This is a genomic window from Streptomyces sp. TSRI0281 (genome assembly GCF_001905125.1).
In the GTDB taxonomy this organism is placed as follows: domain Bacteria; phylum Actinomycetota; class Actinomycetes; order Streptomycetales; family Streptomycetaceae; genus Streptomyces.
This window is the reverse complement of sequence record NZ_LWLE01000001.1, coordinates 138,797-154,487: the sequence shown is the minus strand read 5'-3', so window position 1 is coordinate 154,487 and position 15,691 is coordinate 138,797. Positions and strand designations below refer to the sequence as shown.

Annotated in this window: 14 protein-coding genes and 1 riboswitch; of the genes, 8 read left to right on the top strand and 6 right to left on the bottom strand. The window is 71.1% G+C overall.

Going from position 1 to position 15,691, the window contains the following annotated elements; genetic code table 11:
* Positions 1-230 precede the first annotated feature (230 nt).
* The 7 genes from A6A29_RS00695 (at position 231) to A6A29_RS00665 (ending at position 6,974) form a co-directional block, all read left to right on the top strand.
* Positions 231-893, top strand: a complete 663-nt coding sequence (locus A6A29_RS00695) for a sigma-70 family RNA polymerase sigma factor (RefSeq protein ID WP_198952992.1) — start codon at positions 231-233, stop codon at positions 891-893.
* The gene (gene rsrA, locus A6A29_RS00690; protein WP_073717934.1) at positions 890-1,210 is read left to right on the top strand and encodes a mycothiol system anti-sigma-R factor; all 321 of its coding nucleotides are present in this window, start codon (positions 890-892) and stop codon (positions 1,208-1,210) included. Before A6A29_RS00695 ends, rsrA begins: the two co-directional genes overlap by 4 nt.
* A 193-nt stretch (positions 1,211-1,403) precedes the next feature.
* Positions 1,404-2,828, top strand: coding sequence for an HD-GYP domain-containing protein (locus tag A6A29_RS00685; RefSeq protein ID WP_073717933.1), 1,425 nt, complete (start codon positions 1,404-1,406; stop codon positions 2,826-2,828).
* Entirely contained in the window at positions 2,825-4,087 is a 1,263-nt protein-coding gene (locus tag A6A29_RS00680) for an HD-GYP domain-containing protein (RefSeq protein WP_073717932.1), read from the top strand. The genes A6A29_RS00685 and A6A29_RS00680 overlap by 4 nt, the downstream gene beginning before the upstream one ends.
* A 92-nt stretch (positions 4,088-4,179) precedes the next feature.
* Positions 4,180-5,172, top strand: coding sequence for a tetratricopeptide repeat protein (locus A6A29_RS00675; protein WP_073717931.1), 993 nt, complete (start codon positions 4,180-4,182; stop codon positions 5,170-5,172).
* 118 nt (positions 5,173-5,290) lie between these two features.
* Positions 5,291-5,929 carry a peptide deformylase gene (def, locus tag A6A29_RS00670; protein WP_073717930.1) on the top strand — a complete coding sequence of 213 codons (639 nt, stop codon included), beginning with the start codon at positions 5,291-5,293 and terminating at the stop codon, positions 5,927-5,929.
* Between the two features lie 307 nt (positions 5,930-6,236).
* Complete coding sequence (locus tag A6A29_RS00665; RefSeq protein ID WP_073717929.1) at positions 6,237-6,974, top strand: D-Ala-D-Ala carboxypeptidase family metallohydrolase; 738 nt, start codon at positions 6,237-6,239, stop codon at positions 6,972-6,974.
* A gap of 102 nt (positions 6,975-7,076) precedes the next feature.
* Here the strand turns inward: A6A29_RS00665 and A6A29_RS00660 are convergent, their stop codons facing one another.
* The gene (locus A6A29_RS00660; protein WP_073717928.1) at positions 7,077-8,051 is read right to left on the bottom strand and encodes a GlxA family transcriptional regulator; all 975 of its coding nucleotides are present in this window, start codon (positions 8,049-8,051) and stop codon (positions 7,077-7,079) included.
* Between the two features lie 81 nt (positions 8,052-8,132).
* On the opposite strand from A6A29_RS00660, the gene A6A29_RS00655 reads away from it, so the two are divergent.
* Entirely contained in the window at positions 8,133-8,345 is a 213-nt protein-coding gene (locus A6A29_RS00655) for a hypothetical protein (protein ID WP_073717927.1), read from the top strand.
* Between the two features lie 18 nt (positions 8,346-8,363).
* Here A6A29_RS00655 and A6A29_RS00650 read toward each other — a convergent pair whose 3' ends face one another.
* The 5 genes from A6A29_RS00650 to A6A29_RS00630 all read right to left on the bottom strand — a co-directional run bounded on the left by A6A29_RS00650 (position 8,364) and on the right by A6A29_RS00630 (position 15,500).
* Positions 8,364-9,380 (bottom strand): ribonucleotide-diphosphate reductase subunit beta, encoded by a 1,017-nt coding sequence (locus A6A29_RS00650; protein WP_073717926.1) that lies wholly within the window; start codon positions 9,378-9,380, stop codon positions 8,364-8,366.
* On the bottom strand, positions 9,380-11,788 hold the full coding sequence (locus A6A29_RS00645; RefSeq protein WP_073717925.1) for a ribonucleoside-diphosphate reductase subunit alpha: 2,409 nt from the start codon (positions 11,786-11,788) through the stop codon (positions 9,380-9,382). Before A6A29_RS00645 ends, A6A29_RS00650 begins: the two co-directional genes overlap by 1 nt.
* Positions 11,789-11,927: 139 nt before the next feature.
* Positions 11,928-12,050: riboswitch (cobalamin riboswitch) on the bottom strand.
* A 245-nt stretch (positions 12,051-12,295) separates the two neighbouring features.
* Positions 12,296-13,930, bottom strand: coding sequence for a monocarboxylate uptake permease MctP (gene mctP / locus A6A29_RS00640; protein ID WP_073717924.1), 1,635 nt, complete (start codon positions 13,928-13,930; stop codon positions 12,296-12,298).
* The gene (locus tag A6A29_RS00635; protein WP_073717923.1) at positions 13,927-14,181 is read right to left on the bottom strand and encodes a DUF3311 domain-containing protein; all 255 of its coding nucleotides are present in this window, start codon (positions 14,179-14,181) and stop codon (positions 13,927-13,929) included. Before A6A29_RS00635 ends, mctP begins: the two co-directional genes overlap by 4 nt.
* A 323-nt stretch (positions 14,182-14,504) precedes the next feature.
* Complete coding sequence (locus A6A29_RS00630; RefSeq protein WP_073717922.1) at positions 14,505-15,500, bottom strand: helix-turn-helix transcriptional regulator; 996 nt, start codon at positions 15,498-15,500, stop codon at positions 14,505-14,507.
* Between the last annotated feature and the right edge of the window lie 191 nt (positions 15,501-15,691).

Sequence of the window (15,691 nt, the reverse complement as noted above, 5' to 3'; positions counted from 1 at the left end):
GACGTCGGTACAAGTACGTCGTACGTGGAGAGGGAGTCTGTCGCATGGGTTCGACCATCTGCCCGCGCCGCTCGAACGCCGCTGATCTGGAGTGGACGGTGCTGCACGCGGCCAGGACCACTCCCGAGCGGGCGCTGAGCGGATCGGATCGACAGCCCGTCTCCAGGCAAGGTCGACTATTCTCCGAGGCGAGCGGGTCCGGTTTCGGCTCCGCCACATCGTTGGAGGAGGTGGGTCCGGTCACTGGGACCGACACAGGGACCGACGACGGCCGCGCGGAGGAGACGACCGCCGAGCGCAACGCGCGTTTCGAGCGGGACGCCCTCGGTTTTCTCGACCAGATGTACTCGGCGGCACTGCGCATGACGCGCAACCCCGCCGACGCCGAGGACCTGGTCCAGGAGACGTATGCCAAGGCGTACGGGTCCTTCCACCAGTTCCGTGAGGGTACGAACCTCAAGGCGTGGATGTACCGCATTCTCACCAACACCTTCATCAACTCGTACCGCAAGAAGCAGCGCGAGCCCCAGCGCAGTGCCGCCGAGGAGATCGAGGACTGGCAGCTGGCGCGTGCCGAGTCGCACATGTCGACCGGTCTGCGTTCGGCGGAGTCCCAGGCCCTGGACCACCTGCCGGACTCCGATGTGAAGTCCGCGCTCCAGGCGATCCCCGAAGAGTTCCGCATCGCCGTGTATCTCGCCGACGTAGAGGGCTTTGCGTACAAGGAGATCGCGGACATCATGGGGACTCCTATCGGTACGGTGATGTCCCGACTGCACCGCGGCCGCCGTCAACTGCGCGGCATGCTGGAGGACTACGCCCGCGAGCGCGGGCTCGTCCCGGCCGGTGCCGCTGCCGGTGAGTCGGACGATCGGAAAGGCTCGGCCTCATGAGCTGCGGAGAGCCGCACGAGACGGATTGCTCAGAGGTTCTCGACCATCTCTACGAGTTCCTCGACCGTGAGATGCCCGAGGGCGACTGCACCAAGTTCGAGGTGCACTTCGAGGAGTGCTCCCCGTGCCTGGAGAAGTACGGCCTGGAGCAGGCCGTGAAGAAGCTGGTCAAGCGCTGCTGCGGTCAGGACGACGTCCCGACCGACCTGCGGTCCAAGGTCATGGGCCGGATCGATCTGATCCGTGCCGGACAGGCCGTGCCCGACCAGGATGTGACGATCGGCGGATCCGACCGCTCGACGGCCGCCACGGAGTGACAGCGAGCGACAGCGGCGGCAGCCGGCCGCTGTACGGGTGAGGGCGTGCCGCGACATTCGCGGCGCGCCCTCCTTCGCGTCACCCGAACGTCGTGTCACCCGAATGCGCTAATCGGACCCGTTGGGGCTCGACGGGCCTCCCAACTCGCTAGCCTGGCGCCTTCATTGACCAGGCTGGGGGGCGGGTGCGGACGTGAGGGGCACACCGGGCGCGGCGCGCGCGCTGATTCTGGCCACGGTGCTCTGCGCCGCCCTCTGCGCCCTGCCGGCGACGGCGCCCGGGACTGCCGTTCCCTGGCAGACGTCGGCTCTCCTCACCGCGCTCTGTCTCGTCTGTGAACTTCCCGGCCGCTGCCCCTTCTTCGGCAGCTCCGCGCCGGTCGGTGCCGGATCGTTCTTTCCGTTGCTGCTCGCCGCCGCGTTCCTGCTGCCGCCGGCCGTCGCCGCCCTGGTCGCGGTGCCCGGCTCGCTGGCCGGACGGGTGGAGAAGCCGCCGATGGCCGTCCGGCGGATCTGGCGGGCCGCCCAGCTCGCCGTCACCGTCTGGGCCACCTCGTCCGTCCACGCCGCTCTCGGCGGCCCGGCCACGCTCGGGGGCGGCGAGGGTCCGGAGGCGGTGCCCGGATTCCCGTACGCGCTGCTGCCCGCCTGCGCCGCCGCTCTCGTCTTCAGCCTCGTCCTGACCACCCTGGACGGCGCCATCCTGGTGGCCGCGGAGCGGCTGCCGCTCCGCCGCGCTTGGCGCGGGCTGCTGTGCCGTTCGCTGGGACCGCACCTGGTGCACGCGCTGGCCGGGCTGATGATGGCGGTCCTGTGGCGCAGCTCGTACGGGCCGCCGGCCGCGCTCGTCGTGCTGCTGCCGATGTACCTCTCCTGCTGGGTCTTCGCCCAGTACCACCGAGAACACGCCGCGCACCGCGCCACCATCCGGGCGCTCGTGCAGGCCGTCGACATCAAGGACAAGTACACCCGCGGACACAGCGAACGGGTCGGCCTGGCCTCCGTCATGATCGCCCGCGAGCTCGGTATGGAGGCGAGCCGGATCGAAGCGCTCCGGTTCGCCGGGATCCTGCACGACGTCGGCAAGCTGGGCGTCCCGACCCGGGTACTGCGCAAGGACGGGCCGCTCACCCCCGAGGAGCGCCGGGTCATCGAGCTCCATCCCGAGTACGGACACGAGATCGTCCGGGGCATCGGCTTCCTGGACGAGGCGCGCGCCGCGATCCTGCACCACCACGAACGGCTCGACGGCAGCGGCTACCCCTACGGGCTCAGCGGCGCTCGTATCCCCGAGTCCGCCCGGGTCGTCGCGGTCGCCGACGCCTTCGACGCGATGACCTCGACCCGCTCCTACCGGCGCGGGCGGCCCGTCCCGGCCGCGGTGGCGGAGCTGCGGCGGTGCGCGGGCAGCCAGTTCGACCCGCGGATGGTGGGGGCGCTGGCGCGGGCCCTGGACCGGCACGGCTGGTCCGGCGCGGCGACGACCGTCACCGCCGACGAGCAGACGGTGCCGGCTCCGGTGCCGCGCCAGGGGGCGAGGGCGGGGCGCGACGGTCCGCGGGCCGGGCCCGGCAGGACGGCAGCCGGGCTCGACGCGTCGCCGGACCGGTCCGGATGAGCCGCTTCCCCGGGTCGCGGCAGCCCCCGGCCGTCCTCGCCGTCCGCGGTGCCGCCCTCGCGCTCGCCCTCGCCGGGTTCGGCCACACCCTGGGGGCGGGCGTGGCCGAACCGGGCCACGCCCTCGCCTTCTGCCTCCTCATCACCGTCGGCGAGCCGGCCCGCTGGGGCTCGCTCCCGGGCGAACGGGAGCCCGCGCCCCTGGGGGCCGCCGGGGCGCTCGGGTACGCCCTCCTCGGACGCAGCGGCGGGGAACCCACCACGCACGGGATCCTCCAGGTGATCGTCGTCGTGGTCGTGGCACAGCTCGTCGCCGCGGTGCCCCGCCCGGCCCGTGGCCGCGGGCTCGATCTCGACCGGCCGGCCCGGCGGGTCCTGTCCGTCCTCTTCGCCGCGGTCTGTTTCCAGCCGCTCCACAACTCGGGCGAGGTGGTGCGCCGGTTCGGCGAGGGCCCGTACTTCGCCCTCTTCCTGCTCCTGCTGCTCGTGCTGACCGCCCTGTGCGACGCCGTGCTCGCCGCCCTCCTGGCCCGCTCCCGCACGCGCCATCCATACGGTCCGCTGCTCCGCGACGAGCTGCGCGGCCTGCCCGGCATAGGCTCGGCGGTCTGCGCGACCGGTGCGGTGCTGGCGCTCGGGGTCGCCGCCGCCGGGCTGTGGGCGCTGCCCGTCGTCTGCGTACCGCTGCTGCTGACGCAGGTCTCCTTCCGGCGGTACGCGGCCGTCCGCACGACCTACGGGCAGACCATCGCCTCGCTCGCCCGCTCCACCGAGGTCGCCGGATACACCCCGCACGGGCATGCCCGCAGGGTCGCCGGGCTGGCCACCGCCGTCGGGCGGGAGCTGGGTCTGTCGGGGGCGCAGCTGACCGTGCTGGAGTACGCGGCGCTGATGCACGACATCGGGCAGCTCTCCCTCGTCGACCCGGTGGCCGACGGGGCGACCGCCACCCTTCCCACCGTCGAGCAACGCCGGATCGCGCTGCTCGGCGGGGCCGTGGTCCGGCAGACCGGGGTGGACCCGAAGGTCGCCGCGGTGGTGGAGCGGCAGGCGGATCCGTACCGTGAGCAGCCGTTGAGCGCCCGGATCGTCAGAACGGCCAACGCATACGACGACCTGTGCGGGGAAGGCGTCAGCGGGCCGCTCGGCGCGCTGGAGCGGCTGCGGCTCGGCACCGGCCACGACCACCAGCCGCAGGTGGTGGAAGCGCTGGCGAGAGTCCTGGCCCGCGATGGTCTGACGCCGGTCCGGGGTGGGTAACCCATGGGTAATGAGCGGGCGTCCGGCCGGGCATGGTTGGATGCGAAAGCAGAGCAGAAAAAGAGGGTGTCCAGTCGGGACAGGCGGGAATCGTGAGGATCTTCGGGAAGGTACGGCATCGGCCATCCGCGTCTTGGCGGCAGGCCACGGACCGCGCGTTCACGCTGATCGGCGACGGCCGGTACGAGGACGCGGGGGCGCTGCTGACGCGCGCGGCGGACCTGGAGCCCTGGCTCTCCGAGTCCTGGTTCAATCTCGCGCTGCTGCACAAGTTCCGGCACGACTGGGAGCAGGCGAGAGCGGCCGGCCTGCGGGCCGTCGCCCTGCTCGACCGGGAGTCCGGAGCCCCTGACTGGTGGAATGTCGGGATCGCGGCCACCGCGCTCCAGGACTGGCCACTGGCGCGCCGGGCCTGGCAGGCGTACGGCCTCAAGGTGCCGGGCAGCGGTCAGCACAACGCGGCGTCGAACACCGAGCCGACCGGCATGGAGCTGGGCAGCGCGGCGGTACGGCTGTCGCCGGAGGGCGAGGCCGAGGTCGTCTGGGGCCGCAGACTCGATCCGGCCCGGATGGAAGTGCTGTCGATCCCGCTGCCGTCCTCCGGGCGGCGCTGGGGCGAGGTCGTCCTGCACGACGGGGTGCCGCACGGTGAGCGGGTCACCGCCGCCGGGCCCTCGTACCCGGTCTTCGACGAGATCGAGCTGTGGGCGCCGTCGCCCGTGCCCACCTGGGTGGTGCTGCTGGAGGCGGCCACCGAGGAGGACCGGGACGCGCTGGAGCAGCTGGCCTCGGACGCCGGGTTCGCCGCCGAGGACTGGTCGTCCTCCGTACGGCTGCTGTGCCGGGCCTGCTCGGAGAGCCGGATGGAGAGTGACGAGGGCGACGGCGAGCATCTGGACCCGCACGACCACAGTGAGCCGGGCCACCCCGGGCCGCTGGGCCATCGCACCGCCGGTGACCTGTGGGTCCCGGAGCGCGAGTGCGGTCTCGCGGCACCCGCCGGGCTGGTGCGCGGGCTGCTGGACGGCTGGGTCGCGGACAGTCCGGACAGCCGGGAATGGCGGGATCTCGAAGAAGTCTGCTGAGCGGTGCCCGTAGGCTGTACGGGCACCGATCGCGGTGCTGATTCTCCCGAGTCTCCCGAGTTTCCCGGGGTTCCGGGTTTCCCGAGTATCAGGTTTTGCAGGAAGGCGTACGGCGGACATGTCGCAGCAGGAGACGGACGAGCAGATCAGCGTGGACGACGAAGGGTTCGTCGTGGACACCGAGGACTGCGAGGCGCGCGAGGCGGCGTACCGCGAGCGGGGCACCTCTCGTCCGATCACGGTCGTGGGCAACCCGGTGCTCCACAAGGAGTGCCGGGACGTCACCGAGTTCGGCGACGAGCTGGCGCAGCTGATCGACGACATGTTCGCCAGCCAGCGGACGGCGGAGGGCGTGGGCCTGGCCGCCAACCAGATCGGCGTCGACCTCAAGGTCTTCGTCTACGACTGCCCGGACGACGACGGTGTGCGGCACGTGGGCGCCATCTGCAACCCGGTGCTGGACGAGCTGCCGCCCGAGGCGCGGGTGCTGGACGACTCCAACGAGGGCTGCCTCTCGGTTCCGACGGCGTACGCGTCGCTGGCCCGCCCGGACTACGCGGTGGTGCGCGGCCAGGACGCCAAGGGCAACCCGGTCAAGGTGCGGGGCGACGGGTACTTCGCGCGCTGCCTCCAGCACGAGACGGACCACCTGTACGGCTATCTGTACATCGACCGGCTCTCCAAGCGTGACCGCAAGGACGCGCTGCGGCAGATGGAAGAGGGCACCCCGCGCTACGAGGTCGTCGCGAACGGCTGACGTCGTGAGGCAGTGGGGCGGGGGTCCGTGGCCGGCGACGGCGGCGGACCCCCGTCGCTTTCCTGACCGCAGGACCGCAGGACCGCAGGGCGGCGGGGCGGCGGGACCGCAAGACCGCAAGACCGCAGGGCGGCGGGAGCGGCGGGAGCGGTGCGGAGACTGCCGGGCCGGGGGGCGCGCAGTCGCGCGGCCCGGCATCCGGGATGACTTCGTGGCAGGTAACTGTCGCTTTTCCAGAGGGAGTTGACGCGCGTCGACTCCTGGGCCAGGCTCGCCTGAACATCATCCGGTGATAGGGAGTCCCCCCATGCTCAGACGCACCGCGCGCGTCCTGCTCGGCCTTGTCATGACCATTGCATTCACCCTGGGCGGGGTGTTCCTGACCGCCGGTACCGCGCAGGCCGACGGCTGTTACACCTGGTCCCGCACGCTCTCGCCCGGCGCCACCGGCAACGACGTCGTCCAGCTCCAGATCCGGGTCGCCGGCTACCCCGGGTACAACTCCGTGCTCGCCCTCGACGGTTCGTACGGCCCGGCCACCACCGCCGCGGTGAAGCGCTTCCAGGCCGCCTACGGTCTGGCCGCCGACGGTGTCGCGGGCCCGGCCACCCAGGCCAAGCTCTACGAGCTCCAGGACAACGACTGCACGCCGGTCCACTTCACGTACGGCGAGCACAACACCTGCAACAGCACCTGGGCCGGTGGGGCGGTCGCCGCGGGTACGGCCAAGGCCAACGCCCTGAGCACCATGTGGAAGCTGGAGGCCCTGCGGCACGCCCTCGGTGACCAGTCCATCCGCGTCACCAGCGGATTCCGCTCCGCCCCCTGCAACGCGGCCGTCGGCGGAGCCGCCAACAGCCGTCATATGTACGGTGACGCGGCCGACCTCGGCGCCGGGCCGCACTCCCTGTGCACCCTCGCCAAGCAGGCCCGCAATCACGGCTTCAACGGGATCCTCGGCCCCGGGTACCCCGGCCACGGCGACCACGTGCACGTCAACCAGGGTCCGAGCCACTTCTGGTCGGCGTCCGGCTGCGGCATCTGACAGGGCGGTGAGCGAGGGGCCCCGTGCGAGCGGGGCCCCTTCGTGCGCGCGGCAGCCGTGTGCGGGCCGGTGCGCGGCCCCGTATGCGGCTGCCGCGATGGATCAGACGGCCTCGGAGAGCGCGGCCGGACCGCGGAAGGTGCGGCGGTAGGCGTTCGGGGTCGTCCCGAGGGCCCGTACGAACTGATGGCGCAGCGCCGCCGCGTTGCCGAAGCCGGTCCGTCCGGCGATCGTGTCCATGGTCTCGTCCGAGGTCTCCAGCAAGTGCTGGGCCAGCAGCACCCGCTGCCGCAGCAGCCAGCGGTACGGGGTGGTCCCCGTCTCCTGCTGGAAGCGGCGCGCGAACGTGCGCGGGGACATGTGGGACAGGCCGGCCAGTTGCTCGACGGTCATCTCCCGGTCGAGGTGGCGCTCCATCCAGGCGAGGGTGTCGCCGACCGTGTCGCACCTGGTGCGGGGCAGCGGGCGCTGGATGTACTGCGCCTGGCCGCCGTCGCGGTGCGGTGGCACCACCATGCGGCGGGCGATGGCGTTGGCGACATCGGGGCCGTGCGCCTGGCGGACCAGATGCAGACAGGCGTCGATCCCGGCGGCGGTGCCCGCCGAGGTGATGATCGGCCCCTCGTCCACGTACAGCACGTCCGGCTCCACGACGGCCTCGGGGAAGCGTCGGGCCAGCTCGTCGGCGTGCCGCCAGTGGGTGGTGCAGCGGCGGCCGTCCAGCAGTCCGGCCGCGCCGAGGACATACGCGCCGGAGCAGACGCTCAGCACCCGTGCGCCGCGTTCCACGGCCCGGCGCAGCGCGTCCAGGACCTCCTGCGGATACTCCCGCTCCATGAAATGACTGCCCGCCGGTACGGCGATGAGGTCGGCCTCCTCCAGGCGGTCCAGGCCGTGGGGCGTGCTGATGGTGAACCCGGCGTGCGTCCGCAGCTCGGGGCCCTCCGCCGAGACCACCGCGAAATCGTGCACCGGCAGGCCCTCGTCGCTGCGGTCGAGTCCGAAGATCTCGCACAGCACGCCGAGTTCGAAGGGGTGGACCTCGTCGAGCAGCAGGACGGCGACATTTTTCAGCATGACGGCAGTGTGGCAGTAATTCGATGCTGTATGACAGTCCTGCCACTGCCGCGATCCGTCCGCACGGACGAGAGTAGGGGCATGAACACATTCCTGAACTACCTGGGCATTACGGTCGTTTTCGCCCTCTTCCTGCTGCCGACGTTCGTCGGGCTCGCCCGTGAACGCCGCATCGACCGTGAGCTGAGAGAGGCGGAACGGGCACGCGAGACCGAACCCCCGCGAACGGCAGGCGCCGCGCAGCCGGTCACGGCCACGCGGCGCCCCCACCTCAGAAGCTGGGCCAGGATCTGACCCGGCCCGGCGGACCGCTCAGAAGTCGTCGTCGAAGCCGACCGAGCCCTCCACCGCCACCTGGTAGGCGGACGGGCGGCGCTCGAAGAAGTTCGTCAGCTCCTGGACGCCCTGGAGCTCCATGAACGAGAACGGGTTCTCCGAGCCGTACAGCGGGGGGAAGCCGAGGCGGGTGAGCCGCTGGTCGGCCACGCACTCCAGGTACTGGCGCATCGACTCCGTGTTCATGCCGGGCAGGCCCTCGCCGCACAGGTCGCGGCCGAACTGCAGCTCCGCCTCGACGGCCTCCTTCAGCATGTCGGTGACCTGCTGCTGGAGCGCGTCGTCGAAGAGTTCCGGCTCCTCCTTGCGGACGGTGTCCACGACCTCGAACGCGAAGTTCATGTGCATGGTCTCGTCACGGAACACCCAGTTGGTGCCCGTGGCGAGGCCGTGCAGCAGGCCGCGCGAGCGGAACCAGTAGACGTACGCGAAGGCGCCGTAGAAGAACAGCCCCTCGATGCACGCCGCGAAGCAGATCAGGTTCAGCAGGAAGCGGCGGCGGTCCGCCTTCGTCTCCAGCCGGTCGATCTTCTCGACCGAATCCATCCACCTGAAGCAGAACTGCGCCTTCTCGCGGATGGAGGGGATCTCCTCGACCGCGTCGAACGCCGCCGCCCGGTCGTCCGGGTCGGGCAGATACGTGTCGAGCAGCGTCAGATAGAACTGGACGTGCACGGCCTCCTCGAAGAGCTGCCGCGACAGATACAGCCGCGCCTCGGGGGAGTTGATGTGCTTGTACAGCGTCAGCACGAGGTTGTTGGAGACGATCGAGTCACCGGTCGCGAAGAACGCCACCAGCCGGCCGATCATGTGCTGCTCGCCGGGGGAGAGCTTGGCGAGGTCGGCGACGTCGGAGTGGAGGTCGACCTCCTCCACCGTCCAGGTGTTCTTGATCGCGTCCCGGTAGCGCTCGTAGAAGTCCGGGTAGCGCATCGGCCGCAGGGTCAGTTCGAAGCCCGGGTCGAGCAGGTTCTTGGTGTCGTTGGAGCTCATTACTGGCAGGCCTCGCAGGACTCGGGGTTTTCCAGGGAGCAGGCGATGGCGTCCGCGTCGGGAGCCTGGGCCTGCTGTACGGGAATGGGGGCGGCGGCGGACGCGGAACCGGACGCGGCACGGGCGATCCGGGTCGCCGGGCGCGAGCGCAGGTAGTACGTCGTCTTCAGCCCCTGCTTCCAGGCGTACGCGTACATCGAGGAGAGCTTGCCGATCGTCGGCGTCTCCAGGAACAGGTTCAGCGACTGGCTCTGGTCGAGGAACGGCGTACGCGCCGCCGCCATGTCGATCAGTCCGCGCTGCGGGATCTCCCACGCGGTGCGGTACAGCGCCCGCACCTCCTCGGGGATCCAGGCGAAGCCCTGCACCGAACCGCTCGCCTCGCGCAGCGCCTCACGGGTCCGGGCGTCCCAGACGCCGAGCTGCTTCAGCTCGTCCACCAGATAGGCGTTGACCTGGAGGAACTCACCGCTGAGCGTCTCGCGCTTGAACAGGTTGGAGACCTGCGGCTCGATGCACTCGTACACCCCGGCGATCGAGGCGATCGTGGCGGTCGGCGCGATGGCCAGGAGCAGCGAGTTGCGCATCCCGCTCTTCGCGACACGGGCGCGCAGGGCCTCCCAGCGCTCCGGCCAGTTCAGCGCGGTGTCGTAGTGGTCGGGGTGCAGCACCCCGCGCGCGGTGCGGGTCTCGGCCCAGGCCGGGAGCGGGCCGGAGCGCTCGGCGAGGTCGCAGGACGCCTCGTACGCGGCGAGCATGATGCGCTCGGAGATCCGCGTCGACAGGGCCCGTGCCTCGGGGGAGTCGAAGGGCAGCCGGAGCTGGAAGAAGACGTCCTGGAGGCCCATCGCGCCCAGGCCCACCGGGCGCCAGCGGGCGTTGGAGCGCCCGGCCTGCTCGGTCGGGTAGAAGTTGATGTCGACGACCCGGTCCAGGAAGGTCACGGCGGTGCGCACGGTGGCGTCCAGCCGCTCCCAGTCGATGGACCCGTCCACGACGAACGACCCCAGGTTGACCGAGCCGAGGTTGCAGACGGCCGTCTCGCCGTCGTCGGTGACTTCGAGGATCTCGGTGCACAGGTTCGACGAGTGGACCACGCGGCCCGGCTCGGCGGTCTGGTTGGCCGTCCGGTTGGAGGCGTCCTTGAACGTCATCCAGCCCTGGCCGGTCTGCGCGAGCGTACGCATCATCCGGCCGTACAGGTCACGCGCGGGCATCGTCTTGCGGGCCAGCCCCGACGCCTCCGCCGCACGGTAGGCCGCGTCGAACTCGTCGCCCCACAGGTCCACCAGCTCGGGCACATCGGCGGGCGAGAACAGCGACCACTGCCCGTCCGTGTCGACCCGGCGCATGAACTCGTCCGGGATCCAGTGCGCCAGGTTGAGGTTGTGCGTACGCCGCTGGTCCTCGCCCGTGTTGTCGCGCAGCTCCAGGAACTCCTCGATGTCCGCGTGCCAGGTCTCCAGATAGACGGCGGCGGCGCCCTTGCGGCGGCCCCCCTGGTTGACCGCGGCGACCGAGGCGTCGAGCGTCTTCAGGAACGGCACGATGCCGTTGGAGTGCCCGTTGGTGCCCCGGATCAGCGAACCGCGGGCGCGGATACGGGAGTACGAGAGGCCGATGCCGCCCGCGTGCTTGGAGAGCCGCGCCACCTGGTGGTAGCGGTCGTAGATCGAGTCCAGCTCGTCCTTGGGCGAGTCCAGCAGATAGCAGGAGGACATCTGCGGGTGCCGGGTGCCGGAGTTGAAGAGCGTGGGGGAGGAGGGCAGGTAGTCCAGCCGGCTCATCAGGCCGTACAGCGCCGCGACCTCGTCCAGCGCGCGCACGCTCTCGTCCTCGGCCAGACCGGCCGCGACCCGCAGCATGAAGTGCTGCGGCGTCTCGATGACCTGGCGGGTGTGCGGGTGGCGCAGCAGATAGCGGCTGTGCAGCGTCCGCAGCCCGAAGTAGCCGAAGCGGTCGTCCGCGCCGTCGGCCAGCGACCGCTCGACCAGCGCGTCGAGCGCGGCGGAGTGCAGCGCCACGAACGCGGCCGTACGGTCGGCGATCAGGCCCTCGCGGTGTCCCACGGCGACCGAGGCGGAGAACGACAACGCGCCCTGTCCGGCGGCCTCGTCGGCGATGGAACGGGTCAGCAGCCGGGCGGCGAGCCGGGAGTACGCGGGGTCCTCGGAGATCAGGCCCGCGGCCGCCTCGGTGGCCAGCGAACGCAGCTCGGCCTCGTCCGACCGGGCGTTGCGGCCGCGCAGCGCGGCGGCGGCGACCCGTCCGGGATCGGTGTCGGGCAGATCGACGGTGAGGTCGGTCAGGGTCCGCAGGAGTGCGGTCCCCGGCGCGTCGGTCGTGGCTTCCGTCGCCTCGATGGCTACGGCGGAGGCTGAAACCGGATCGGCTGGCGCGATGGTCACTGGGCTTTCCCTCGCTCGGCTGGGGGCCGGCGGAGAGCGGGGGCAGCCGGGCAGCGCGAAGCCCGGAGCGGGACAGCACTGCGTACGGCGTCCACCGGCCCATCCGCGAGGCCCGGACGTCTTGGCGTCCGGTTCGGTCGAGCCGGACGCGCTGTCGACAGGTCGTCGGACTTCGGGTGTGCAAAAGCACACTGAATACACCGTTGCGGGACAGTTCCGGATTCGCACCGGATTCCCCTGCGACGACAGCGAGCACGAGCATACATGTGGGGGCCGCCCGATGAGGCAGCCCCCACATGTTGTGTCGCGAGGCGTGTTGAGCCCTGACGGAGCGTCGGCCGGAGGGCCGGCAGGGGCAGGCCGGGAAGGGGCTTCCCGTCGCGCTGGGAGGGCCGTACGGGGCCGTTCCGGCCGCTCCCGCGTCGTTGTCCGGGGGACCGGAAAGCGTGCGGGCCGCCGCGCCTCCAGGGGAGACGTGACGGCCCGCACGTTTCCCGGCTGCGGGGGTCAGTGACCGCCCGGCGCACCCACCGTCGCGGGCGGCAGCTTCGCCTGGACGCCCGCGTCGCCGACGTCCGCCGTGTAGTCGGCGGGGGAGGTCTCGTCGACCCCCGCCGGGGCCTTCAGCGCGTTCAGGACGAGGGTCAGGACGATCACGACGACGACGTTCAGCACGAACGCCGTCAGCCCGATGTAGCCGATCTCACCGATGCCCGGGATCTCCTTCGAGGACCCGCCGAAGTGCTTCTGCGTGGGGCTGGCCACGCCGTACGCGGCGACCGTCCCGTACACCATGCCGACCGCCCAGCCCGCGATCAGCGCCCAGCGGTGGAACCACCGGGTGAACAGACCGCCGACCAGGGCCGGCATCGTCTGGAGGATCCAGATGCCGCCCAGCAGCTGGAAATTGATCGCGACCGTCTTGTCCATGGTCAGCACGAAGACCAGCGCCCCGACCTTGACCAGCAGCGAGACCAGCTTGGAGACCTTCGTCTCCTGCGCGGGTGTCGCGTCCGGCCTCAGGAAGTCCTTGTAGATGTTGCGGGTGAAGAGGTTGGCCGCGGCGATGGACATGATCGCCGCGGGCACCAGCGCGCCGATGCCGATGGCGGCGAAGGCCACGCCAGCGAACCAGTCCGGGAACATGTTCTCGAACAGCTGCGGGATGGCGAGCTGACCGTTGTCCACCTTGACCCCGGCGGCGATCGCCATGAATCCGAGCAGCGCCAGCAGGCCCAGCATCAGCGAGTACAGCGGCAGGATCGTGGTGTTGCGCCGGATCACCTCACGGCTGCGGCTGGAGAGCGTCGCCGTGATCGAGTGCGGGTACATGAAGAGCGCCAGCGCCGAGCCCAGGGCCAGGGTGGCGTATCCCCACTGGCCCATCTCGCCGGGGACCAGGGCGCCGCGCGGCCGGCCGGTCGCCGGGTTCTTCTGCGCGAACGCCTCGCCCGCCTTGGCGAAGATGTCGTCGAACCCGCCCAGCTTGATCGGGATGTAGATGATCGCCACCACGATGACCAGGTAGATCAGGCCGTCCTTGACGAACGCGATCAGCGCGGGCGCGCGCAGCCCGGACGAGTAGGTGTACGCGGCGAGCACCGCGAACGCGATGAGCAGCGGCAGGTCCTTGATGAACCAGTGCGTGGTCTCCCCGCCGCCCACGCCCATGACGTCCAATACCGCCTGGATGCCGACGAGTTGGAGCGCGATGTACGGCATCGTGGCGAGGATGCCGGTGACGGCGACCGCCAGCGAGAGCCCCTTCGAGCCGAAACGGCCGCGGACGAAGTCCGAGGTGGTGACGTAGCCGTGCTTGTGCGACACCGACCACAGACGCGGCAGGAAGGTGAAGATCAGCGGGTAGACGAGGATCGTGTACGGAACCGCGAAGAAGCCCGCCGCGCCCGCCGCGTAGATCGCCGCAGGGACGGCGACGAAGGTGTAGGCCGTGTAGAGGTCGCCGCCCAGCAGGAACCAGGTGACCCAGGTGCCGAAGGACCGGCCGCCCAGACCCCATTCGTCCAGGCTCGCCTCGTTCTCGGCCCTGCGCCAGCGGGCGGCCAGGAAACCGATGACCGTGACGGCCAGGAAGAAGAAGATGAAGACGCCGAGCGCGACGCCGTTCACGCCGTCCTTCATGCGGAAACACCCCCCTTGCGGGCGCGCTGGTCACGCTGCCACAGCTTGTACGCGACCATCGTCAGCGCGGTCGAGATGAGCACCCAGAGCATTTGGTACCAGTAGAAGAACGGGATGCCGATGAACGTCGGCTCGACCTTCGCGTACGAACCCACCCAGAGCATCGCCACGAACGGCGCGACGAGGCAGAGCGCGATCACCACTCTCATGGGGGTGACCGTGGGTGGTTTCGCCTCGGTGACTTCTGGCATGTGGTGACTCCGTCCCCTCGCTGACCGCCGGTGGCCATGGGCAGGGAATCCGGGCGAGCCGGCCGGCCGGCGTCCCCCTGTCCGCATTGCCGTCCGGCAACGGTGATGTATCGGAGGGAGTCACGTACGCGGGCGCGGTCCGGTTCATCCGGCGCGCGGTCCGATTCATCCGGGAGGGTGATCCGGTTCCTGCGCGTCGGCCCGGCTCTGCGTGGAGGGTCCGGTTCACGCGTGGTGGGGTCCGGTCCATCCGTGGGCCGGCTCATCCGTGGTGGGGTCCGGTCCATCTGCGGAGGGTCCGGCTCGTCCGTGGTGGGTCCGGCTCAGACCCAGCCTCGGCGTACGGCCTCCGCGCCGGCCTGGAAGCGGCTGCGCGCCTCCAGCCGGGCCGTCAGTTCCGCGTTCATCCGGCGTACGGTGCGCAGGGAGACGCCCAGGCGCCGGGCCGCGGTGGCGTCGGTGTGCCCCTTCGCCAGCAGGGACAGCAGTTCGTCCTCCTGCGGGGTGAGGCCGTGGGGGCCGCGCGGAGGGGTCCGGCCGAGCGGGGTGGCGGCGGCCCAGTACTCCTCGAACAGCAGATGGGCCACGGCGACGGCACCACGGCTGCGCAGTTCGAGGGCGCCCGCGCGGGGGTCGTCCGGATCCAGGGGGACGAGGGCCACCTCGCGGTCGACCACGACCATGATGAGAGGCAGCGCCGGAAGGGTACGGCTCTCGGCGCCGAGTTCACCGAGCCAGTTCACATAGCGCAGCGTGCCCGGGTCGTTGCGGAAGCTGTCCTGGTAGATGCTGCGCACCCGGACCCCGCGCTCCAGCGCCTGCCGGTCGAGCGGTTTGCTGGCCGCCAGGGTGTCCGGGGACTGGGCGCCGCCGGGCAGCAGCGACAGGCATTCGATCCTCGCCAACTCGGCCAGCTCCGTGAGGCGTTCACGCACCTCGTCCAGCCCCTCCAGCCGCTTGATGACGTCATAGCCGCGGGCGGCGGGCCGGTCCTGGTGCGTGGCGAGGGCGGACACGGCATCGCGCACCAGCTCCAGGCTCCGCTGCTGGCGGGCGAGTTCGGCCTCCCGGCGGGAGAGCAGGAACGGCAGGCTGGCCGCCGGGTCGAGGGCGCGGAAGACGGGCGGTTCCTCGTCCGGGCCCTGCACGCCGTCCCGGTCCAGCAGGCAGAGCTCGGCGAGACGGTCGAGGGCGTCGCGCACTTCGGTCTCCGGCCAGCCCAGGCGCAGGACGATCTCATCGAGCGTCAGTTCCGGTCTCTCCAGGACGAGGCGGTAGACGAATTCCGTCCGCGCGTCCATCCCCAGTACCTGAAACATCACGTACTCCCCCCACAGGCGTGGCTCTCGCGACCCCCCGCGGACGTCGGCGCCGACGCCGGACGTCCCGCGGATACCGGGCGTGAGCTTAGATCCACAGCCTGTGCAGGTATAGACCAAGTCCAGAGGTTGGATGTGGGCGCGGCGGCGGATCCGCGCGTCGGCGGCGCCCCGCGCGGGCCGTCCCGGGC

Coding starts and splice junctions, on each gene's coding strand:
- rsrA (WP_073717934.1), top strand. CDS start 890: ATGAGCTGCGGAGAGCCGCACGAGACGGATTGCTCAGAGGTTCTCGAC.
- mctP (WP_073717924.1), bottom strand. CDS start 13,930: ATGAAGGACGGCGTGAACGGCGTCGCGCTCGGCGTCTTCATCTTCTTC.
- A6A29_RS00630 (WP_073717922.1), bottom strand. CDS start 15,500: ATGTTTCAGGTACTGGGGATGGACGCGCGGACGGAATTCGTCTACCGC.
- A6A29_RS00665 (WP_073717929.1), top strand. CDS start 6,237: ATGCTCAGACGCACCGCGCGCGTCCTGCTCGGCCTTGTCATGACCATT.
- A6A29_RS00680 (WP_073717932.1), top strand. CDS start 2,825: ATGAGCCGCTTCCCCGGGTCGCGGCAGCCCCCGGCCGTCCTCGCCGTC.
- A6A29_RS00655 (WP_073717927.1), top strand. CDS start 8,133: ATGAACACATTCCTGAACTACCTGGGCATTACGGTCGTTTTCGCCCTC.
- A6A29_RS00660 (WP_073717928.1), bottom strand. CDS start 8,051: ATGCTGAAAAATGTCGCCGTCCTGCTGCTCGACGAGGTCCACCCCTTC.
- def (WP_073717930.1), top strand. CDS start 5,291: ATGTCGCAGCAGGAGACGGACGAGCAGATCAGCGTGGACGACGAAGGG.
- A6A29_RS00650 (WP_073717926.1), bottom strand. CDS start 9,380: ATGAGCTCCAACGACACCAAGAACCTGCTCGACCCGGGCTTCGAACTG.
- A6A29_RS00635 (WP_073717923.1), bottom strand. CDS start 14,181: ATGCCAGAAGTCACCGAGGCGAAACCACCCACGGTCACCCCCATGAGA.